Source organism: Agrobacterium sp. 22-3639C2, assembly GCF_053522105.1.
In genome coordinates this window covers 788,328-809,226 of sequence record NZ_JBNWDB010000001.1, presented here as the reverse complement: position 1 = coordinate 809,226, position 20,899 = coordinate 788,328, and the positions used below count along the sequence as shown (strand labels likewise).

The following is a 20,899-nucleotide window of genomic DNA, read 5'->3' as shown; positions in this document are numbered from 1 at the left end:
AATCATTCCCCGCTCCGAAGTAGGGAAAGGATGGCAGATTCGTCGGCGTGGTAAATAATGAGTTACTGAATTAGGGGGCGTGTTGCAGGAAAGACTCGTTCCCGCTCACGCCTCGCTTTCGTAGCCGGCTGAACCATTGTCGAGCAAATGCCGCAGGATACCAAGGGCATGCTTCAGTTCTTCCTGGTTTGACGGCCCGGAAAGGCTGATGCGGACACGGTGGTAAACCTTCTCCGTGCGCCCGGCCTTAAACTCGTCCTCGTCGTCTATCAGCACACCTTCCTTCATGGCAGCGCTGCGGAAGGTTCCAGACAGCCACGGTTCAGGCAGCCTCAGCCACAGAAAGGCGATGTCTGGCAGGGAGTTGAATTCCAGCCCTGCAAAGATGCGTCTGGCGAGGGCCTCGCGCTGGTTGATCTCGGCGATACAGTCCTTGCGGATGTCGTCTGCGTCGCCGCTGTTGACGAGGCGTGCATTCAGTTCGGCCAGCATAAACGGCAGTCCGCCGGTTATCATCGAATGCGAAATGCGAATTCTCGAGGCGAATTGCGCCGGGCAGGCGACCCAGCCACCCCTGACGCCGGCGGAAACGGATTTCGACAGGCCGCCGACAACGAAGGTAAGATCGGGCGCGAATTCCGCAATGAGTGGGATCGCATCCCGCGTCATGGCGCCATAGAGATTGTCCTCCACGATCCATACGCCGTATCTGCGGGCGATATCGGCGATCGCCCGCCGCCGCTCCTCGGGCAGGGTGGCGCAGGTCGGGTTCTGGCCCGCCGACATCAGGAAGATCATTTTTGGATGCTGTTGGGCGCAAACGCGCTCGAAATCATCGGGGATAATGCCTTTCTCATCCACTTCCACCAGTGTCACCCGCCGTCCGGCAAGGGCGGCGCTGCGGCTGATATGGGAATAGGTGAGGGGTTCGAAAACGATACGGTCGCCCGGCGCGGTCATTGCCGTTACCACACTCATCACCGCAGCATGTGCGCCAAGCGTCGAAACGATGTTTTCCGGTTTCGGCGACCAGCCGTTCTGGGAAAGCCAGCGAACGCCCGCCATGCACCAGTTGTCGGGAAAGGAGCGGGTGTAGTTGGAAATTTCGAACGGATGCTCTCTCGTCACGGCCTCGACGTGTTTGCTGACCAGTGCGCTCTGTCCGACATCGGGAGCAGCGGTGGTGTTCAGGCGGAATTCGGCGCTGGTGTCCACCGCGTAGCGCGTGCCGCCGAATGCCGATGCCGTCGGTTCCACGCGTGATAACGGGGCGGCAGCCTTACGCTCGTTGACATAGGTGCCACGGCCGACTTCGCCGCTGACGAGGCCGCGTTCGTGGATGAGGGCATATGCCCGGCTGATTGTACCGATTGTAACGCCCAGATCGAAAGCGAGATTGCGTTGCGGCGGCAATTTCGACCCGGCCTGCAAGATGCCATCCGAAATTGCGCCTTCGATCTTGTCCGCGAGGCGAAGGTAGATGGGGCCGTTGCCCTCGGTGATATCGGGAAGCCAATTTGTCATGGTGACAATTTATGCATTGTATCTATCCGCAAGTCAATTGTATTCATCGGATGCAGTCAATGAGATCAAACGCACGGAGACAATAGGTGCAATATGCGCAAGATGGATCAATACCTTTCGACAGCGGATACGCTTTATCCTGACGGCTACGAACGGGAACGCGTGTTCCGCGATACCGGCGACATGGTCGCACCGTCGCCCTTTCCGGCCCGGATCGCTCACACGCTTATTGGCCGCCTGATTGCGGGATTGTCCAACTGGCATGGCAAACGTCAGGGACGGCTTGCCTTGCGGGAATTGTCCGACGATCTTCTGGACGATATCGGCGTTACGCGGGACGAGGCCTTGAAGGAGGCCGCGAGATCGCAGCTGTTTTCATGGCCGTCGCGGCCGCTTTGATTTTCTGCCGGAGAGCGGCGCCATCTTTCCCCGGTGCCTGAACAGCCATTCGGCAGGCCCGCCACGCCAGTCCCAACCGGCGTCGGCGGGTCTTTTTTGTATTTGGCCGGCTTTTAGCGCAGTTTTGCCCGATCAGCAGCCCTTGCCGCCATTCGCCCAGCGTTTGACGTCGGTTGCGATGCGGCCGGAGATGGCTTCGTTCATAACGGGGCCGAAGGCGTCGAGCTTTGCCGGGTTGCCTTCTGCCTGAATAACCAGCATCGGGCGCGATTCCGGGCTGTTGCGCGGTACGAGCAGAATGCGCGGACGGCCCGAGAAGGAGTTGAGTTCGGGCGCCAGGCGATAGGCCTTGAACGCCGGATCGCCCGATTTGAACCAGCAAGCATTGGCGCCAAGCGCGATTCGCTCCATCGTCGGTAATGCCGCACGGGATGCGGAGGACGATGCCGGTTGCGGCTTGGGCTGGCACGCAGCAAGCGCTGCTGCGGCGAGAAGCAATCCAGCGGCCTTCGGGGCGTGGGAACGGAGCAGGCGTTTCATCGCGTCATCCAAGGTAAGGGCCAAAAACTGGAGCCATAAAAAGCATCATCGGGAAGAGGGCAGGCGCATGGCCCGCCCGCTTGTCAGGCTGCGATAACGCCAAGCGCCGAGGCGAAGAGGCCACGGCCGTCATTGCCGCCATGGGCAGCTTCGATCAGGTTTTCCGGGTGCGGCATCATGCCGAGAACGTTACCCTTGGCGTTGATGACGCCGGCAATGTCGTTCAGCGAACCGTTCGGATTGGTGCCATCTGCATAACGGAAAACGACCTGACCGTTGTCTTCGACGGACTTAAGCTCATCCGTATCGAGGAAATAGTTGCCATCGTGGTGGGCGACGGGGCAGCGCAGAACCTGGCCCTTGTCATAGGCGCGGGTGAATTCGGTGTCGTTGTTGACGACTTCGAGTTTCACTTCGCGGCAGACGAATTTCAGTGAGGCGTTGCGCATCAGCGCGCCCGGCAGCATGCCCGCTTCGACCAAAATCTGGAAGCCGTTGCAGACGCCGAGAACCTTGACGCCCTGCTCAGCCTTTTCGCGAATGGCCTGCATGACCGGCATGCGTGCAGCAATCGCACCGCAACGAAGATAGTCGCCATAGGAAAAACCGCCCGGAATGACGATCAGGTCGACATCCGGGATAGTCGTCTCCGTCTGCCAGATGGTGACGGGCGCCTTGCCGGAGATTTTCGTGAGTGCCGCGATCATGTCGCGATCGCGGTTGAGGCCGGGAAGTTGGACGACAGCGGATTTCATGGTCGGCGGCTCCTGCGGCTTTAGAGAATGGCGATAGAGTAGTTTTCGATAACCGTATTGGCCAAGAGCTTTTCGCACATCGCCTTCAGGTCGGTCTCGGCCTTGGCCTTGTCTGCACCTTCCAGCTCCAGATCGAAGACCTTGCCCTGACGGACATGGCCGACGCCACCGAAACCGAGGCTGCCGAGCGCGCCTTCGATTGCCTTGCCCTGCGGATCGAGAACGCCGTTCTTCAGCGTAACAGTCACCCGTGCCTTGATCACCTGATCTTCTCCTGATTTTACCTTGCTAGGCCGATATTGTTTCACGAGGCCGAAATTACTTTACCAGGACAGGGCCGGTGCCGCGGATCGGTTCGTTTTCATTGATGATGCCGAGACGGCGTGCCACTTCGGAATAGGCTTCCACGAGGCCGCCCATGTCGCGGCGGAAAAGGTCCTTGTCCATTTTTTTCTGGGTCTCGATGTCCCACAGGCGGCAGCTGTCGGGCGAAATCTCGTCGGCGAGGATGATGCGCATCATGTCGCCTTCAAACAGGCGGCCGCATTCGATCTTGAAGTCGACCAGCTGGATGCCGACGCCCAAGAACAGGCCGGACAGGAAGTCGTTGACACGGATTGCCAGTGCCATGATGTCGTCAAGCTCGGCAGGGTTGGCCCAGCCGAAGGCCGTGATGTGCTCTTCGGAGACCATCGGGTCTTCCAGCTCGTCGGACTTGTAGTAGAACTCGATGATGGAGCGCGGCAGAACCACGCCTTCATCGATGCCGAGTCGCTTCGACAGCGAGCCGGCGGCGACATTGCGCACGACGATCTCGAGCGGGATCATCTCGACTTCCTTGATCAACTGCTCGCGCATGTTGAGGCGGCGGATGAAGTGTGTGGGAATGCCGATCTTGTTCAGATGGGTGAAGACATATTCACAAATCCGGTTGTTCAACACACCTTTGCCGTCGATGACTTCGTGTTTTTTCTTGTTGAAGGCAGTCGCATCGTCCTTGAAGAACTGGATAAGCGTGCCTGGCTCCGGACCTTCGTAGAGGATCTTGGCCTTGCCTTCGTAAATACGGCGGCGACGGTTCATAATGGCAGGTCTCTTGGTTCACGCCGATTCTGGTGGCGTTGCGTTTCTGTCTTTGAGCGGTCCCATAAAGGAAAAGAGTGCATTCTACAATGCGGCTCGCATATCTTCCCTTCAATTCTTGTGTCGGGCGGAAGAATGTTGCCCGGCCGAAAATCGACCGGCTTCAGCGGCTGGCCGCGATGGTCAGGGCTCGTTCACCTTGAGGCGGCTCAGGAACTGGGCAAATACCATGCCACCCTCGGGCCAGGGGCCATGGCCAGACTCGGCGTTGATATGGCCGGACATGCCTGCATCCACCAACATGGCACCCCAGGCCGCGGCAATATCGTCGGCATGTTCGTAGGATCCGAAGGGATCGTTGCGGCTGGCAATTGTGATTGCCGGAAACGGCAATGGATCGCGCGGATAGGGACCGAAGGTCATCAGATGTTTCGGCCTGATATCGGGATTGGCGACATCCGGCGGCGCCACCAGAAGCGCGCCTGCAACCTTCTTGCCGATTTCCGGAAGGGCGTGGATGACGGTCGGCACACCCAGCGAATGGGCGACGATGACAACGGGCTTGGTCGAGGCGTTAACTTCTTCCACCAGCCGCGCGATCCAGTCTTCCTTCACCGGTTTTGACCATTCAGCCTGCTCGACGCGGCGCGCTGTCGAAAGCTTGCGCTCCCAGCGTGTCTGCCAGTGGTCAGGACCGGAATTGGTGTAACCCGGTACGATGAGAATATCTGCTTCTGAAACTTTCATGGGCCCATATCTGTGGTTTCATGCCGTCGCGATCAAGGTCGCGATGGCATTAACTTCGGGAGCCTCGCCTCAGGCGTTGCCGAAGACGCGGGCGAAGATCGTGTCGACATGCTTGGTGTGGTAACCGAGGTCGAATTTTTCACGGATGACGCTTTCGGGAAGGGCGGCGCGCACTTCCTCGTCGCCCAGCAGTTCCTCAAGGAAATCCGCACCCTGTTCCCAGACCCTCATGGCGTTGCGCTGCACCAGACGGTAGGCGTCCTCGCGGGAAACGCCGGCCTGCGTCAGCGCCAGAAGAACGCGCTGCGAGTGCACGAGGCCGCGGAACTTGTTCATGTTCTTCAGCATGTTGTCGGGATAGATCACCAGCTTTTCGATGACGCCAGCAAGGCGGTTCAGCGCAAAATCGAGGGTGACTGTGGTGTCGGGGCCGATGGCGCGCTCCACGGAGGAGTGGCTGATGTCACGCTCATGCCAGAGCGCCACGTTTTCAAGCGCGGGAACGACCGACATGCGCACCAGGCGGGCAAGGCCCGTGAGGTTTTCGGTGAGAACCGGGTTACGCTTGTGCGGCATGGCCGACGAACCCTTCTGGCCGGGAGAGAAGAACTCTTCCGCTTCCAGAACCTCGGTGCGCTGCATGTGGCGGATTTCGATGGCGACGTTTTCGATCGACGAGGCGATGACGCCGAGGATGGCGAAGAACATGGCGTGGCGGTCACGCGGGATGACCTGCGTGGAGACCGGCTCGGGCACGAGGCCGAGCTTTGCGCAGACATGTTCCTCGACGCGCGGATCGATATTGGCGAAGGTGCCGACAGCACCGGAGATCGCGCCCGTGGCGATTTCCGCGCGCGCATTGACGAGACGCTCGCGGTTGCGATGCATCTCGGCGTAGAAGCGGGCGAAGGTCAGGCCCATCGTGGTCGGCTCGGCGTGGATGCCGTGGCTGCGGCCGATGCGTACCGTGTTCTTGTGTTCGAAAGCGCGGGTCTTGAGCGCCGCCAGCACGCGGTCCATATCGGCCAGCAGCAGATCGGCGGCGCGGACGAGCTGGATGTTGAGGGTTGTGTCAAGCACGTCGGACGAGGTCATGCCCTGATGGATGAAGCGGCTGTCGGGACCGACGAATTCCGCAAGGTGCGTCAGGAAGGCGATGACGTCGTGTTTGGTGACGGCCTCGATCTCGTCGATGCGGGCGACGTCGAAAGTCGCGCTGCCGCCTTTTTCCCAGATGGTCTGTGCGGCCGATTTCGGAATGACGCCGAGTTCGGCCAGCGCGTCACAGGCATGCGCCTCGATCTCGAACCAGATGCGGAATTTTGTTTCCGGCGACCAGATGGCGACCATTTCCGGCCGGGAGTAACGAGGGATCATGGCAATGACTTTCTTTGTGGAGGAATTTTGCTGCCCGTTTAGCAAAGTGTTCCGCGAATCTCAATCTATCAAGCCTTCGCATCGGCTCGATGCGTACATTCAAAATGCTAGAGCGTCCGGTGTACGTCCGAACGGACGCGTGGCGCTCTGTGCGCACGGCGGCAAAGGATGGCGCCTGCCAGCGCAAGCGGAATGGCGGCAAAAGGAAAATAGAGGCCGAGGCCGAGAATGCAGAACTGGTAGATCGCGCCAAGCGAGGTGAAAAATTGCTGGAAAAACCAGATGCGGGAAAATGCCGGCGCGTGCCATTGCGCATAAAAGATGCGGTACTGGAGCGCGAAAAATGCCGCCGCGACCGCGATCGTGAAAAAAGCGATGGCAAGGCAGCTTGCCGCAAAACGCAGCGGCAGGCTGGTGGATGCGGGCAGGAAGCGCAAGGCAACCATGGCCAGCGGCCAGCCCAGGAGACCGCCGAAGAAGAACAGCACGGCGATATCGGCGGCATGATCGGTTTCCAGCCGGTTGCGGAGATAGAGGCCGAGGGTAGCGGTGGCTGCCGAGATGGCGGCCCAGACAAGCGGAGCGAGGAGCGAAAACAGCGCTGCCGGGATGACGTCGTGGAAATTTCGCCGGTCGCTGTTCATCAAAGCCCCCACCCAAACGCCCTGCCGTCCCGTCTCCGGTGTATCCGGCTGCTGTGGCGGGTCAGGACCGGGCGGCTTCCGACACCGAGCGCAACAACGAAACCGTCTTGCGATAGTCTGCGACACCATCGCCCTTGAAGACGGCCGAACCGGCCACCAGTGCGTTGGCACCGGCTGCGACGATGGCGCCGGCTGTCTCCGCCGTCACGCCGCCGTCCACTTCAAGTTCGATCGGCCGGTCGCCGATCATGGCCTTTGCCGCACGGATCTTGTCGAGCATGGCCGGAATGAATTTCTGTCCGCCGAAACCGGGATTGACGCTCATGATCAGCACGAGATCGACATCGTCAAGCACGTTTTCGATGACCGAAAGCGGCGTGGCGGGGTTGAGCGTCACGCCGGCCTTCCTGCCGAGCGTGCGGATGGTCTGGAGTGAGCGATGGAGATGCGGGCCTGCCTCCGCATGGACGGTAATGCCGTCGCAGCCGGCCTTGGCGAAGGCTTCGAGGTAGGGATCGACGGGGGCAATCATCAGGTGGCAGTCGAAAAAGGCATTGCTGTGCGGGCGGAGCGCCTTGATGACGTCAGGACCGAAGGAGATGTTTGGCACGAAATGGCCGTCCATGACATCGAGGTGGATCCAGTCTGCGCCCGCTTCCGTCACATCGGCGACTTCCTGTCCCAGCTTGGCGAAATTGGACGCCAGAATGGACGGTGCAATCCGGATGGGCAGGGACATGGGGCAAACTCCTCTCGACGCGTTGCGTAAGCTGCCTTTAGCATCAAGTATCAGGGTTTGAAACGGCTTGTCGCGCGGTTGCCGCCGGTTTTCAGCCGCGGATTACTGAATTTCCAGCGATACCGGCTTCACCTATTGTCTTTCGGCCTTGTCCGCCTGTTCGAAACGCTGGCCGTTCCAGCGCTGCAGGCGATAGGGATTGTCTGCAAGCTCATGCGAAGGGTTGAAAGCGATATCGCCGAGCACGGTTTTGAAGACGGTACCGTTCGCCAGTATCTCCGGTGCGGGTTTCCCTTGGGATTGGGCTGCTTCGGCAAGCGCCGCAGTCAGTTCCGCAGCCGCATAGGAGGGAAGGACGTAACCTTCCGGCTCGATATTGGCGGCACGCAATTCGCCGGCGACGGCCTGTGCCGAAGGCAATGTGTCATAGGCCGGGCGCGTGACCGCTAGCACATTTGCCGCAAGTGGCACGGGGTTGTTTGCCGCATTCATGGCGTCGCCGCTCATGATGGTGAGCGGAATGTTTTCGGAGCCGGCGTCTCTGGCGACAATCGCGACGTCGTTGCGTTCCGCGCCGATGAACACATGGGTGATGCCGGTGCGCCCCAGCCGGCGTACAAGCGCCACCTGTTGCTCCTGTGCCGGGCGCAGCGTATCGGTGAGTGTCGGTTTCAGCCCGTTCTCCTCCAGCGCCGAACGGATGCGATCTACCAGATCGCGACTGAAGATCGTGCCATCATCCACGAGCCCAATGGAATGTCCCTTCCAGTCGCGCAGGATGATTTCTGAGGCCCGGTCCGATTCGGCCTTGTCCGATGGCGCTAGGCGGAAAAGCGGCCAGCTATATTTCAGAGCGTCTTCCATCAGGATCGGGGCACGGCTGGAAAGCGTGATTGCTGGAATGGCGGCTGATTTCAGAGGCGGCAGAACGCCCTGAAGCGTTTCCGTGCACAAAAAACCGATTGCCGCGCTGACCTTGGCGGCCACGAGACCATCGGCAATCGCGCCGCCGCTGCCGTCTTCGCAGCTTTCATGGATTTCGACGACATCTAGCCCGAGCTTGGCGGCCGCGGCCTTCGCGCCCTGCCTGACCTGTTGCCCCAGCAGTTCGTATGGGCCGTTCTGTGGGGCAACGATGCCGATCGACGCCGCGCATGCTGAGCCCGCAAAGGCAAAACCGGCGATGATCGTTAGCAGGCGAAGTGAAAGCATGACGTGCGCGAAATCCTGTTGTCCCGGTTTGATGTTTATCGGCAACAACTGGTTTTCCAAAGGAAAAATCGCTGATACCCATCATAATCGCACATCATCGTTCACTGCACGGCGGTTTTGATCGCAACTCATCCAATTTGAAACAACAGTCTGCAATGACGCGTTATGGTTGTATATATTCAATGTGATCGCGCGCGATTATTTTTTGCCGAGATTCATCTTTTTTAAGGTCGGCAATTCACTCTGTAATTTCATAAGAGCGGAAGTACTGCTCGTCATGGTTTAGAGCATTTTTACTTTATAAAACTGTAACATGCAGTGCGTATAAGCACAGTTTTATAAGGGCGGGTTTGCGATTTTGCCTTTTATAGTGCACCCCAATAAAATGCACATTTTATTTCCACTTATCTAATTTATTGATTTAAAAAGAGAATATACATATTTCTCTGCGCTTTATTTGTGCTTTGCCATGTTTTTTTCGCATTTGCGAGAAGATCTGCTTGACGAAAAGTAAATGGTTAGATTAGATATAGGTGTTTCAGGGGACGACTGAAATTGGCTGTAACAAGCCTCGGAAGTGTTCCGAACTTAAGCACTGCCAAACTATATTACATTCTATATTCTATTATTTTCATTACGTATAAACCGCTTCGGGCAACCGGGGCGGTTTTTTATTTGATGCTAATTTAAGCAATTTTAAATTGCATTCAAAACGCTTCCCGAAAAGATATTCTTCCAGCATTGGGTTTTCCGAAAGCAAATCGCGCAGGAGCGTCGCGTCTGTCGCAGGCGAGGCCTGTTTTTAGTGTAGCTCAAGACGCCGTTGAGTGCCGCGAAAAGCCCACGCCGCTCAGCGCTGATGCCGTTTCCGTCCGCTATGCGGCTTTATTTCGTCAGAGCAGCCAGCGCGTCTTTTGCAAAGGCGGAGATGGGTTCGGGAAGGTTATCGGGGTCGAACCAGCCGATATCGGAAAGCTTGTCCGGTTCTGTCAGTACCGGCTCACCCTGCGTGTCGCAGGTGACGAAGATCAGCGAGACCCAATGGTGCCGGTCTGCGACATTGATATATTCGCTATGACAGAGAAATTCGACCTTGCCGATTGTCAGCCCGGTCTCTTCTTCAGCTTCTCGCCGTGCTGCGGCGAGGGATGATTCAAGGTGATCGACTTTGCCGCCCGGAATATTCCAGTATCCGGCTTCCGGCGCTTTCAAGCGCCGGCATAAAAGCAGGCGGCCATCACGCAATATGGCGAGCCCAACGCCGACGCCTGGAAAATCTTGTCCTGGCTTGATCGTCGGCGTCATGCGTATTGTTTCCTGCGTCAGGCCATCGGGGTTCAGCCCTTGGCGTTGGCCACGATCAGCATGAATGCGGGAATGTCATCGCCGAAACCAACAGGCGTCGGGCCATCGTCATGGTCACGGTAATGGCGGCGACGGTCGCGGTTGTCGTCATTGGCGTGCAGCGGGTTCAGGTTGCGGCTGTTGCGCTCGGAATTGCGCGGGGTCTTTTCCGGTCTGCGTTCTGCCTTCACCTTGTCTTCTCCGTGAGCCGCGATGTCCGTATCCACAGTGGTGGATTGTGCACCCTGATTGATGTTTTCTACCGGCGATGCAGGTGCATCGCGACGGTTTCTGTCGCGGCCTCTGCCGCCACGTTCCTTGGTGCCCCGGCGGCCGGTATTGCTTTCAAAGCTTTCCATGGGCGCGGGGAGGGAGGACAGGTCACCGTTCAGCCATTCGACCTTCTCGGTGATCAGCTTTTCGATCGCGTCGAGATATTTCGCATCGCTCTTGGTGACGAGGGTGAAGGCCTTGCCCGAACGGCCAGCACGACCGGTACGGCCAATGCGGTGGACATAGTCTTCGGCATGAATGGGAACGTCGAAGTTGAAGACGTGGCTGACATCGGGAATATCAAGACCGCGGGCTGCAACGTCGGAAGCGACCAGCAGCGTCAGCTGACCGTCCCGGAAGTTCTGCAGCATGGTCGTGCGCGAACGCTGGTCCATGTCGCCATGCAGCGCGCCAACGGAAAAGCCGTGACGATCCAGCGAACGGAAGAGGTCGGCAACGTCCTTTTTGCGATTGCAGAAAATGATCGCGTTCTTGAGTTCGGCTTCTTCGGCACGGACGAGATCGCGCAGGACAGCGCGCTTCTCATAGTCCTTGTTGTGCGAAGCGACGATGCGCTGGGTAACGGTCTTTGCCGTGGAGGAGGGCTTGGCAACCTCGATACGGGTCGGGTTTTGCAGGAACCTGTCGGCAAGCTTCTGGATTTCCGGCGGCATGGTGGCCGAGAAGAACAGGGTTTGCCGGGTAAAGGGAATCATCTTGGCGATGCGTTCGATATCGGGAATGAAGCCCATATCCAGCATGCGATCGGCTTCATCGATCACGAGGATTTCAACGCCGGTCATCAGGAGCTTGCCACGCTCGCAATGGTCGAGAAGGCGGCCGGGCGTGCAGATGAGAACATCGGCACCGCGCTCAAGCTTGCGGTCCTGATCTTCAAAAGAAACGCCACCAATCAGAAGGGCGACGTTCAGCTTGTGATTCTTGCCGTATTTCTCGAAGTTTTCGGCTACCTGTGCCGCCAGTTCGCGGGTCGGCTCGAGGATCAGCGTGCGCGGCATTCTTGCGCGTGCGCGGCCTTTTTCCAGCAGTGTGAGCATCGGCAGAACGAAGGATGCGGTTTTCCCCGTGCCGGTCTGTGCGATACCGCAGATATCACGCTTTTCGAGAGCGGGCGGAATTGCGCCAGCCTGAATGGGTGTCGGCGTCGTGTAGCCGGCATCTGCAATAGCGGAAAGAACTTTTTGGCTCAGGCCAAGATCAGAGAATGTTGTCAAAGGAAGAACTTTTTCCGTTCTGGTTCGGTAAGAATACCTGCGTGCCGCTGCGACACTTGCAAAGACTTGGCGCGGGGATATGCCCAAATTGCCAGAAAGTCAAGGAAACAACCGGAAATGCGCGCGAAACGGCGAGACGTTGGCGAGGCTTTTGAGCCTTGGACGCGGTTTCGGGCGATTTATCGCAAAAAGGGCGAAAAAAGCGTTAAAATCGGACTGCTATTTGAGATAGGTTTTAAGCTCGGCCCCGGCGACCAGAAACCGCATCGGATCAACAGGCGTGTCGTTGCGGCGGACCTCGTAATGTACGTGCGGACCGGTGGAGCGGCCGGTGCTGCCGGCACGGCCAACGATGTCGCCGGCCTCCACCTTGTCGCCGGCTTTGACCAGAATGGTGGAGAGATGGCCGAATCGCGTCGATACGCCCTGGCCGTGATCGATCTCGACCATATTGCCGTAGCCGCCGGAATTTTCCGCAACCGTCACCTTTCCAGCGCCCGTCGCCTTGACGTCGGCGCCTGTTTCGGCGCGAAAATCGATGCCGGTATGTAAGGCAGGCCGTCCAAGGAACGGGTCGAGCCGGTTTCCGAATCGGCTGGTGATCGCCCTGCCGGGGGCCGGATTGCCAAAGGGCAGGGCGGTTGCGGTTTCTTTCACGATATCCAGCCGGTTGAGCGCATTGTCTAGATTGGTCAGAGACATATTGAAGGGATCGGTTTCATTCCCCTGCGGGTCCGCATAGGGGCCGCCGACACCGTCCGTGCCACTTTCGTCGATTTTCAGACCCGCCTGCCGGATGATATCCTGCATCGCGCTCGCCTTGTCCTCGGCGTCGCTGGTCAGTCTGGCGATCCGTGATATCTGCTGGCGTTCGATATCCTTCAACGACAGCGTGACCTTGGAAAACACGCGGTCGGCGCGGTCGGAAGGCGTTTCGCCGTTTTCGGGCACATAGGACGCCCGCTTGTCGGTTCCGGCTGGCTTTTCCGGCTGCGACGGGCGGGGCGCCATCAGATTTTCTATGGCGGAGAGGCCACCTGTCAGATCGGCGCGTTTTTCCGGTGCCATCGCGTTCGAGAGCGAGGAGGGCGCGGTTGGAATGGGGGCCGTGGCCGTGGAGGCGGCGATGCCGGAATTTTCCGCGCGCTCCAGCAATTCGCTCATCCGCCCGTGTCTGGACGTGAGTGCCGCCTGCTGTTGCAGCAGTTTTTCCACTTTCTTTTCAACCACCTGCTGGTCGAGCAATTGTCTTGAGGTAACGCGGTCCACCTGCGCCCTCAGCGCGGCGATACGGTCTTCGTAATCGTGCTGCATGCGGGTCTGGCGCGCCATGGTCGCGCCGATCAGGTCGTCACGCAGGATGAGATAGCCGGTGGCGCCCAGATAACCGAGCGAGAAAAGGCCGATCGTGCAGCCGGCAAGCGCCGTCATCCAAGGCCGGATCGTCATGTGCCGGACCTTGTCACCGCTTGCCAGCACCAGAACGTGCTGCTGCCGCTTTTTGCCGAATACCCGGTTTTCCGCTGTATCAGTCAAAATCTCTCTCCGGACTGGCCGATTTCTCACAGGAAATCATACTTCGTTAAGGTTAACGAAGTTTTGCACCATGCGCCGGGCTGCGGGCGTCAGCCGCTGTTGCTGACAGCGGTGAGGGAGCGGTAAAAGGATGGCGTCAACCCGGCTTCGGCGCGGGCGAGGTCGTTGAAGGGCGGTTTCAGCGGTCCGCGGAAATTGGCACGTACCAGTTGTCTGAAGGTTGCTGCCGGGTCCTTCTTTTCACGGGCGCACAGGAAGCGAAACCATTTGGCGCCGATGGCGACATGGCCCTTTTCGTCATTGTAGATGACATCGAGAACGGCGGCGCTTTCAAGGTCTCCGGTTTCGCGCATCTTCGCCTGCAGGGAGGGCGTCACGTCCAGTCCGCGCGCCTCGAGGATGAGCGGCACGACTGCGAGCCGCGCGGTGAGGTCGTTGCGGGTTGAATGCGCCGCCTGCCAGAGCCCGTCATGGGCGGGCAGATCGCCGTAATCCGCGCCGAGGTTTCGCAGCCTTTCCCGCACCAGCCGGAAATGTTTCGCCTCCTCGAAGGCAACCTGCATCCAGCCGTTGAAAAAGGAATGCGGCACCGGCTCGCTGGCATAACGGGCGGCGATGTCGAGCGCGAGGTCAACGGCGTTCAGCTCGATATGGGCGATGGCGTGCAGCAGCGCTATGCGACCCTTGACGCTGTGGAGGGAGCGGCGCTCCACGGCGGTCGGCGGAACGAGTTCCGGTTTATCCGGCCTGCCCGGACGTTCGGGCAGGGGTGGATCTAGGGGGGAGCGCAGCGACAGGCGGCGCTCGAACCATCGTGTCGCCGTTTCCTGCGCCAGTGCGGTTTTTCTGTCGAGATCGGCGCAGGCAATCGCCTCGGTGGCGCCGCCGCGCAGCGAGATGATCCTGAAGGTGGGCGTCACGACAGGGGCGTCTCTCAGAGCTTCCGTGCGGCGTCGAGAACGGCCTGTGCGTGGCCCGGAACCTTCACCTTGTTCCAGATTTCCGCGATCGTACCGTCAGGTGCTACGAGGACGGTGGTGCGTTCGACACCCATGTATTTTTTGCCATACATGCTTTTTTCCTTCCAGACGCCGTAGGCCTCAAGAGCCTTCTGTTCCTCGTCGGCGGCCAGCATCACCGAAAGCTTGTGCTTTGCAGCAAACTTGTCGTGGCTTTTGACGCTATCAGGGGAAATGCCGATGACGACAGTATTGGCGGCCTCGAATTCCGCGCCAAGGGCACTGAAATCTATCGCTTCGGCGGTGCAGCCGGATGTGTCGTCCTTCGGGTAGAAATAGAGAACGACCGCCTTGCCTCGCAGGCCGGACAATGTCACCGTTCCTTCACCGTTGCGGGGCAAAGTAAAATCCGGGGCAGGGCTGCCAATCGTCAGTTCTGTCATAATCATCTTTCTTTCGCCGGGATGTTGAGTGAAAGTCGCCACATTCGATATATAGCGAAACCGGGCGTCGTCCAGTGTTGAGGCGAAACAAAAGCTATTCAGGGGCAAACACGGGCGTATGGCTGAAGTAAGGGGTGAAAAGGTCAAGTTCAGCAAGCGCGATATCGTTGCGCTGCATGATCTTCCTTCGGCGCAGGCCGAAGATCCTCTCATCGTGCATTGCCCGGCGCCGCGCTCCATGGCGCGTGCTCTCATCAAGATTTTCGCTGCTCTTTTCGTACTGGCCTTCCTGTCCATCGGCGGCATCATTGTCTCCGTCGAAACCGGATCGATCGACAATGCCCTTTCCAGCCAGGCGCAGCAGGCGCTCGAACGGGCGCTCGGACCCCACTACAGCGCGCGAATCGGTTCTTCGGCCATCAGGTTCTCGACCGGGCTGCGGCTTGCGCTGGTGGCCGAGGATGTGGATATCGTCGAGAAGGAATCCGGCCAGCATTTGAGCCGGGCAAGGGCTATCGGCATGGCGCTCGATCCGCTAGCGCTTTTGACCGGACGCGTCTCCGTGCAAAGCCTCGAGGCCGACGGGATGGAACTCGATACGGCCCTTTTGCCCAAGGGTAACGGTTTCGATCTCGCCAGCATCCGGCTGGACGCGGTGCCGCAGCAGTTGCAGGCGGCGTTTTCCCAGCTAGACAAATTGGCGCAGGCGTTTTTAAGCAGCGGAACCGAGGAAATCGATATTTCCAGCGTTTCGATCCACTTGCCACCGAGCGAAGCCGGCAAGCCACGCGTCGTCGAAGTGCGTGAACTTTCGTTGACCCCTGACCAGCAGGGCGGATATTCGCTTGAGGGTGAAACGCTGTTTAACGGCGAAATCGCGAGCCTGTCGCTAAAGACATCGGGATCAGGCGGTGTGATCGACGGTTTCGACGCGCGCATCGACGGTTTCGACATCGGTCCTTTTCTGGAAAAATTCGATCCTGAAGGCAATCTTCATGAGGGGCTGAACGTCAAGACCGGTGTCAGCATCCTCGCCCGGCGTTCCATGCCCGGACATGAGCCGCGGCTGGAAATCTCGCTCGGCATGGGCAATGGAATGCTTCTTATCGGCGGCGAGGCTCAGCCCTTCACGGCCGGCACCGTCAACGCGCGCTACGATTTTCAGAAAAACAGTCTTGTCATTGGGAATTCGCGGATCGACCTTGGGCGAACGGCTATTCCGGTCACTGGGGAAATCACGGATACCCAAGAGGGCTTCGGTCTTTCGCTGCGGATCGACAATGCGGTTGCCTCGGCCGAAGCCTCTGGCGAAGACCCCGTTCCTTTCAGCTTGAAGGCGGACGGGCAATTCAATGTCGCGACCAGGCAGCTCGAGGTTCCCTCGCTATACGTTACCGGCCCGCTTGGAGACATGGCAGGCTCGCTGAAAATCCGCTTCGGCCAGGGCTCGCCTGAAATCAGTTTTGCCGGGCAGATTCCCAAGATGGAGGCCACGGCGGTCAAGCAGCTCTGGCCGTTCTGGATGGCGCACAAGCCGCGCGAGTGGGTGGTCTCCAATCTTTATGGCGGCACGGTCACGAACGGCTCGATTGCGATCTTCATTCCTCAGGGACGGATGTGCGGTCCCGGTTGCCCGCTGGTGCTGGGCGAGAGCGAAATGCAGATCCGCTTCGATATCGACGGTACGCGTCTCAATACTACCGGCGACATTCCGCCGCTGCGCGACGTTGATGCGCATTTCAATCTCGTCGGCGGTCGGATGAATGTCGATCTCAAGAACGCGACATCCTATTTCGCCTCCAATCGGTCGCTTGCGCTGGAGGACAGCCGGTTCTCCATGTCCGACGTCTATGCAAAGCCCCTGCTTGGAAATCTCGAGTTGAACGTTTCGGGCTCGGCAGATGCCGTGGCGGAGCTTGCGACGCTGAAGCCTATCAATGCGCTCAAGGATACGCAGTTCAAACCGGATGACTTCACCGGCGACGTGACGGCGAATGCAAAGCTGACCGTCGGCATGCTTTCCAGCCAAAATCCACCGCCGCCGGTTTGGACGGCCGATCTCGATCTGAAGAACCTGTCGCTGACAAAGCCGTTTGCCGGCCGCAAGGTGACCGCGCTTGACGGTTTCATGTCCATCAACGACCGGCAGCTCAAGCTTGAAGGCAAGGGCCGGGTGGACGATGTGCCGATGTCTATCGAGATGACGGAGCCGGTGCGCAAGAACAGCGACGTTGCTCCAACGCTGTCGCTGAAAGCAACCCTGAACGAGACGCAGGTCGCCAAGCTTGCACCGGAGCTTTCCACGGTTCTTGGCGGCACGACCGTTGTGGAAATCGATGGCGCGGATACGAAAAGTCAGGAGATACAGCTCGATCTGGCGAAGGCGTCTATCATTCTGCCGGGGCTTGGATGGAGCAAGGGCGTCGGTATTCCGGCAAAAGCGACCTTTACCCTGGAAAGCAGCGATGGCCGCACGACGATCAGTGATTTCTCCCTAACCGGGGACGGCTTCGGCGCTGCCGGAGATGTCACCTTCACCAAGAACGGGCTGATTTCGGCCGATCTCAGCCGCGTGCAATTGTCACCTTCCGACAATTACGCCGTCGCCGTCACTGCCTCCAAAAACGGATACAGCATCAACGCTTCGGGAAAATCGGCCGATCTCCGGCCTTTCCTCTCAAAGCTTCGCAGTTCCTCAGGGGCAGGTGACGGCACATCGCGTTCGCAGCCGTCCCTTGCCATCAAGGCGCAACTCGACAAGGTCTACGGCTTCAACGACGAGATCCTTTCCAATGTCAGTGCCGATGTCAGTGTGCGTGACGGCAAGGTCCGTTCGGTTGATTTTCGCGGCGTCACCGGCAGGGGCCAGGCGGTTGTGGCGCAGACGACCAATCGCGGCGCGACGGGAACCGTGACGCTTACCAGCAGCGATGCCGGTTCTCTTGCCCGTTTCACCAATATCTACACCCGCATTCGCGGTGGTCTTCTCAATCTCGCACTCTCGACCGTCAACGGCAGCGACTGGAGCGGTTCGCTCGATCTGCGCAATTTCGCCGTTGTCAACGAAGCGAAGCTTCAGGATATCGTCGCCACGCCGACGGGCGATGACGGCCGGAGCCTCAACACGGCGGTCCGCCGCAATATCGATGTCAGCTCGGAGAAATTCCAGCGCGGTTTTGCCCGGCTCGTTTACGTCAACGGCTCGGTTGCGGTGGAAAACGGCGTGGTGCGCGGCGAACAGATCGGTGCGACCTTCCAGGGCCTGCTGAAAGACCAGAACGGCCGTATGGACATGACAGGCACCTTTATGCCCGCCTATGGCCTGAACCGGCTGTTCGGCGAGTTGCCTTTCATCGGCATCTTCCTCGGCAACGGCCGCGACCGCGGGTTGCTCGGCATTACCTTCAAGCTTTCCGGACAGACGGACCAGCCGAAGCTGACTATAAACCCGCTGTCACTGATAGCGCCGGGCGTCTTCAGGCAGATTTTCGAGTTTCAATAAAAAGGGCCGCTTCCGCGGCCCTTCATCTGATGATTTGCGCGGGTGTTACGCCGGGCGAACGAGAACGTGCTTCTTCTTGCCAACCGAAAGCTTGATGATGCCATCGCCGGTGATCTCGGCGGAACCGATCATCTGGCGATCGTCGGATATGCCCTTGTCGTTGATCTTTACCGCGCCGCCCTGAACGTGACGGCGGGCTTCGCCATTCGAGCCGGCAAGGCCAGCGCGGACGATGAGCGACAGGACGCCGACGCCGGCATCGAGTTCGGATGCCGGAACCTCGATGGAGGGCAGGTTTTCAGCAAGCGCGCCTTCCTCGAAAGTCTTGCGCGCCGTTTCGGCTGCTTCTTCGGCAGCGGCACGGCCATGCAGAATGGCCGTGACTTCGGTTGCGAGGATTTTCTTCGCCTCGTTGATCTCAGATCCGCCAAGGGCGGCGATGCGTGCGATCTCATCCATCGGCAGCGTGGTGAAGAGCTTCGCGAAGCGAACCACGTCCGCGTCTTCCGTGTTGCGCCAGTATTGCCAGAAATCATAGACCGGCAGCAGGTCCTTGTTGAGCCAGACGGCACCGGACGCGGACTTGCCCATCTTCGCACCCGAAGAGGTGGTCAAAAGCGGGGAGGTCAGCGCATAGAGCTGCGGTGTCCCCATGCGGTGACCTAGATCGATGCCGTTGATGATGTTGCCCCACTGGTCAGAGCCGCCCATCTGCAGGCGGCAGCCGGTACGCTGGTTCAGCTCCACGAAATCGTAGGCCTGGAGGATCATGTAATTGAATTCGAGGAAGGACAGCGACTGCTCGCGGTCGAGGCGCGTCTTCACGCTGTCGAAGGACAGCATGCGGTTGACCGAGAAGTGGCGGCCGACGTCGCGCAGGAATTCGAGGTAGTTGAGCCCACGCAGCCAGTCGGCATTGTTGATCATCAGCGCCGGATTTTCCGCGCGATCGTAATCGAGGTAGTTGGCGAAGACGTGCTTGAGCGAGGTGATGTTGTCCTCGATCATGTCGATTGTCATCAGCTTGCGGGCCTCCTCCTTGAAGGAGGGATCGCCAACCATGCCGGTGCCGCCGCCCATCAGCGAAATCGGCTGGTGACCGGTCTTCTGCATCCAGTGCAGCATCATGATCTGGGTGAGGTGGCCGACATGCAGGCTGGAGGCCGTCGGGTCATAGCCGATATAGGCGGTCACGGTTTCCTTGGCGAACAGTTCGTCGAGACCCGACTCGTCGGAGATCTGGTGAATGAAGCCGCGCTCATCGAGCGTGCGGAGGAAATCGGACTTGAACCTGGACATAACCTTTTTCTTTCTGGTTGGACCTTTGCCGTCATTGTCTGTCAATGAACGCGGGGGGCTTTACCATTGTTTTTTGAAAAGTGCACCCGTTTCGGCCATGAATAACGGCGATTCATCTCCGCATGATTCGATATTGAAAGGGAGCAGCGCGTGGGCGAGGTCAAAACGGCAATCGGGCTGATGAGCGGGACGTCGATGGACGGCATCGATATCGCCCTGTTGCGCACGGATGGCGAAAACGTGGTCCGGCATGGGCCGAGCGGTTATTTCCCCTATGATCCGGGCCTGCGCGCCACGTGGCAGAAGGCGCTGGTTACGGCCAAAGCCATTCGCGAACGGCGCGAGCGTCCGGGTGACCTCGCGGATGCGGAACGCAAGCTGACGCTTGCCCATGCGGCGGCAGTCAAATCCTTCCTCCACCGCCACCGGCTTGAAGCCAGCGATATCGACGTGATCGGTTTTCATGGCCAGACGGTGCTGCATCGGCCGGATGAGGCGTTGACCGTGCAGATCGGCGACGGCGCGCTTCTGGCCGAGGAAACCGGTATCGATGTGGTTTACGACATGCGTGCCAACGACATGGTGCATGGCGGGCAGGGCGCACCGCTCATTCCTGCGTACCACATGGCGCTCTCCGCCAATCTGCCTGATGGCTTCGAAACGCCCGCCGTCTTCGTCAATATCGGCGGCATATCCAATCTCACCTATATCGGCGAGGGAGGGCGGCTTGCGGCTTTCGACAGCGGTCCCGGCAATATGCTGATCGACCAGTGGATCGAGGCGCATACGGGCAAAGCCTTCGACAAGGGCGGCAGGACGGCGGCGGGCGGCAGCGTCGTTGCCTCTCTAGTGACGCGCTACATGGAAAGTCCGTTCTTCTCGGCCAATATCCGCCGCTCGCTTGACCGCAGCGATTTCGTGCCGCCGCAAAAGGGCGAGGTTTCGCTGGCGGACGGCGCACGCACGCTGTCGCATCTGACGGGTACCGCGATCCTCAAATCGGCGAGCTATCTGCCGGAGGCGGCTAAGACCTATGTGATCTGCGGCGGCGGGCGGCTCAATCCTGTTATCATGGAAGAGTTTGCGAGCCTTGCTGCCAAGCAGGGTGCGCGGGTAATCGCGGCGGAAGAGGCGGGGTTCGACGGCGGGGCGATGGAGGCGGAGGCCTGGGCGTATCTGGCGGTGCGATCGCTGAAGGGGCTGCCGCTAACATATCCGGGGACGACCGGTGTGAATGAGCCGGTTACGGGTGGGGTTTTGGTCAGGGCGTAATAGACGACGGCGAGCC

At 59.2% G+C, this 20,899-nt stretch carries 19 protein-coding genes; 3 read left to right on the top strand and 16 right to left on the bottom strand.

Going from position 1 to position 20,899, the window contains the following annotated elements:
* Window positions 1–105: 105 nt before the first annotated feature.
* Window positions 106–1,524 (bottom strand): aminotransferase-like domain-containing protein, encoded by a 1,419-nt coding sequence (locus tag ACQZ6D_RS03990; protein ID WP_003516009.1) that lies wholly within the window; start codon window positions 1,522–1,524, stop codon window positions 106–108.
* A 93-nt stretch (window positions 1,525–1,617) separates the two neighbouring features.
* Here ACQZ6D_RS03990 and ACQZ6D_RS03985 point away from each other — a divergent pair, with 93 nt between their 5' ends.
* The gene (locus tag ACQZ6D_RS03985; protein ID WP_003516008.1) at window positions 1,618–1,923 is read left to right on the top strand and encodes a DUF1127 domain-containing protein; all 306 of its coding nucleotides are present in this window, start codon (window positions 1,618–1,620) and stop codon (window positions 1,921–1,923) included.
* Between the two features lie 132 nt (window positions 1,924–2,055).
* Here the strand turns inward: ACQZ6D_RS03985 and ACQZ6D_RS03980 are convergent, their stop codons facing one another.
* The 14 genes from ACQZ6D_RS03980 to ACQZ6D_RS03915 form a co-directional block, all read right to left on the bottom strand.
* Window positions 2,056–2,463, bottom strand: a complete 408-nt coding sequence (locus ACQZ6D_RS03980; protein WP_019567095.1) for a hypothetical protein — start codon at window positions 2,461–2,463, stop codon at window positions 2,056–2,058.
* Between the two features lie 83 nt (window positions 2,464–2,546).
* A complete protein-coding gene (gene purQ / locus ACQZ6D_RS03975) occupies window positions 2,547–3,218 on the bottom strand; it encodes a phosphoribosylformylglycinamidine synthase subunit PurQ (protein WP_003516005.1) in 672 nt (223 codons plus the stop codon).
* 20 nt (window positions 3,219–3,238) lie between these two features.
* On the bottom strand, window positions 3,239–3,481 hold the full coding sequence (gene purS / locus ACQZ6D_RS03970) for a phosphoribosylformylglycinamidine synthase subunit PurS (protein ID WP_003495372.1): 243 nt from the start codon (window positions 3,479–3,481) through the stop codon (window positions 3,239–3,241).
* A 55-nt stretch (window positions 3,482–3,536) separates the two neighbouring features.
* Window positions 3,537–4,301 (bottom strand): phosphoribosylaminoimidazolesuccinocarboxamide synthase, encoded by a 765-nt coding sequence (purC, locus tag ACQZ6D_RS03965; protein WP_003516002.1) that lies wholly within the window; start codon window positions 4,299–4,301, stop codon window positions 3,537–3,539.
* Window positions 4,302–4,484: 183 nt separating this feature from the next.
* Entirely contained in the window at window positions 4,485–5,048 is a 564-nt protein-coding gene (locus ACQZ6D_RS03960) for an alpha/beta hydrolase (protein WP_003516000.1), read from the bottom strand.
* Window positions 5,049–5,117: 69 nt separating this feature from the next.
* Window positions 5,118–6,425: an adenylosuccinate lyase gene (gene purB, locus ACQZ6D_RS03955; protein WP_025593893.1), complete on the bottom strand. Its 1,308-nt coding sequence runs from the start codon at window positions 6,423–6,425 to the stop codon at window positions 5,118–5,120.
* A gap of 107 nt (window positions 6,426–6,532) precedes the next feature.
* Complete coding sequence (locus tag ACQZ6D_RS03950; protein ID WP_013636387.1) at window positions 6,533–7,069, bottom strand: hypothetical protein; 537 nt, start codon at window positions 7,067–7,069, stop codon at window positions 6,533–6,535.
* A 61-nt stretch (window positions 7,070–7,130) separates the two neighbouring features.
* Window positions 7,131–7,808, bottom strand: coding sequence for a ribulose-phosphate 3-epimerase (gene rpe, locus ACQZ6D_RS03945; protein WP_003515995.1), 678 nt, complete (start codon window positions 7,806–7,808; stop codon window positions 7,131–7,133).
* A 132-nt stretch (window positions 7,809–7,940) separates the two neighbouring features.
* On the bottom strand, window positions 7,941–9,020 hold the full coding sequence (locus ACQZ6D_RS03940) for an ABC transporter substrate-binding protein (RefSeq protein ID WP_065687399.1): 1,080 nt from the start codon (window positions 9,018–9,020) through the stop codon (window positions 7,941–7,943).
* A gap of 885 nt (window positions 9,021–9,905) precedes the next feature.
* Window positions 9,906–10,325: an NUDIX domain-containing protein gene (locus ACQZ6D_RS03935; protein ID WP_065702415.1), complete on the bottom strand. Its 420-nt coding sequence runs from the start codon at window positions 10,323–10,325 to the stop codon at window positions 9,906–9,908.
* 32 nt (window positions 10,326–10,357) lie between these two features.
* Window positions 10,358–11,872 (bottom strand): DEAD/DEAH box helicase, encoded by a 1,515-nt coding sequence (locus ACQZ6D_RS03930; protein WP_019567097.1) that lies wholly within the window; start codon window positions 11,870–11,872, stop codon window positions 10,358–10,360.
* Between the two features lie 219 nt (window positions 11,873–12,091).
* Window positions 12,092–13,408: a peptidoglycan DD-metalloendopeptidase family protein gene (locus tag ACQZ6D_RS03925; RefSeq protein ID WP_038491369.1), complete on the bottom strand. Its 1,317-nt coding sequence runs from the start codon at window positions 13,406–13,408 to the stop codon at window positions 12,092–12,094.
* 89 nt (window positions 13,409–13,497) lie between these two features.
* Entirely contained in the window at window positions 13,498–14,328 is an 831-nt protein-coding gene (locus ACQZ6D_RS03920) for a ferritin-like domain-containing protein (protein WP_065702416.1), read from the bottom strand.
* A 14-nt stretch (window positions 14,329–14,342) separates the two neighbouring features.
* Window positions 14,343–14,810 carry a peroxiredoxin gene (locus tag ACQZ6D_RS03915; RefSeq protein ID WP_065702542.1) on the bottom strand — a complete coding sequence of 156 codons (468 nt, stop codon included), beginning with the start codon at window positions 14,808–14,810 and terminating at the stop codon, window positions 14,343–14,345.
* Window positions 14,811–14,928: 118 nt separating this feature from the next.
* Between ACQZ6D_RS03915 and ACQZ6D_RS03910 the strand changes: the two genes are divergently transcribed.
* Window positions 14,929–18,312: a YhdP family protein gene (locus ACQZ6D_RS03910; RefSeq protein ID WP_065702417.1), complete on the top strand. Its 3,384-nt coding sequence runs from the start codon at window positions 14,929–14,931 to the stop codon at window positions 18,310–18,312.
* A gap of 45 nt (window positions 18,313–18,357) precedes the next feature.
* Here the strand turns inward: ACQZ6D_RS03910 and tyrS are convergent, their stop codons facing one another.
* Window positions 18,358–19,611: a tyrosine--tRNA ligase gene (tyrS, locus tag ACQZ6D_RS03905; protein ID WP_065702418.1), complete on the bottom strand. Its 1,254-nt coding sequence runs from the start codon at window positions 19,609–19,611 to the stop codon at window positions 18,358–18,360.
* 150 nt (window positions 19,612–19,761) lie between these two features.
* Between tyrS and ACQZ6D_RS03900 the strand changes: the two genes are divergently transcribed.
* Window positions 19,762–20,883 carry an anhydro-N-acetylmuramic acid kinase gene (locus ACQZ6D_RS03900; protein ID WP_065702419.1) on the top strand — a complete coding sequence of 374 codons (1,122 nt, stop codon included), beginning with the start codon at window positions 19,762–19,764 and terminating at the stop codon, window positions 20,881–20,883.
* Window positions 20,884–20,899: the final 16 nt, after the last annotated feature.

Coding starts and splice junctions, on each gene's coding strand:
- ACQZ6D_RS03990 (WP_003516009.1), bottom strand. CDS start 1,524: ATGACAAATTGGCTTCCCGATATCACCGAGGGCAACGGCCCCATCTAC.
- ACQZ6D_RS03985 (WP_003516008.1), top strand. CDS start 1,618: ATGCGCAAGATGGATCAATACCTTTCGACAGCGGATACGCTTTATCCT.
- ACQZ6D_RS03980 (WP_019567095.1), bottom strand. CDS start 2,463: ATGAAACGCCTGCTCCGTTCCCACGCCCCGAAGGCCGCTGGATTGCTT.
- purQ (WP_003516005.1), bottom strand. CDS start 3,218: ATGAAATCCGCTGTCGTCCAACTTCCCGGCCTCAACCGCGATCGCGAC.
- purC (WP_003516002.1), bottom strand. CDS start 4,301: ATGAACCGTCGCCGCCGTATTTACGAAGGCAAGGCCAAGATCCTCTAC.
- ACQZ6D_RS03960 (WP_003516000.1), bottom strand. CDS start 5,048: ATGAAAGTTTCAGAAGCAGATATTCTCATCGTACCGGGTTACACCAAT.
- purB (WP_025593893.1), bottom strand. CDS start 6,425: ATGATCCCTCGTTACTCCCGGCCGGAAATGGTCGCCATCTGGTCGCCG.
- ACQZ6D_RS03950 (WP_013636387.1), bottom strand. CDS start 7,069: ATGAACAGCGACCGGCGAAATTTCCACGACGTCATCCCGGCAGCGCTG.
- rpe (WP_003515995.1), bottom strand. CDS start 7,808: ATGTCCCTGCCCATCCGGATTGCACCGTCCATTCTGGCGTCCAATTTC.
- ACQZ6D_RS03940 (WP_065687399.1), bottom strand. CDS start 9,020: ATGCTTTCACTTCGCCTGCTAACGATCATCGCCGGTTTTGCCTTTGCG.
- ACQZ6D_RS03935 (WP_065702415.1), bottom strand. CDS start 10,325: ATGACGCCGACGATCAAGCCAGGACAAGATTTTCCAGGCGTCGGCGTT.
- ACQZ6D_RS03915 (WP_065702542.1), bottom strand. CDS start 14,810: ATGACAGAACTGACGATTGGCAGCCCTGCCCCGGATTTTACTTTGCCC.
- ACQZ6D_RS03910 (WP_065702417.1), top strand. CDS start 14,929: ATGGCTGAAGTAAGGGGTGAAAAGGTCAAGTTCAGCAAGCGCGATATC.
- tyrS (WP_065702418.1), bottom strand. CDS start 19,611: ATGTCCAGGTTCAAGTCCGATTTCCTCCGCACGCTCGATGAGCGCGGC.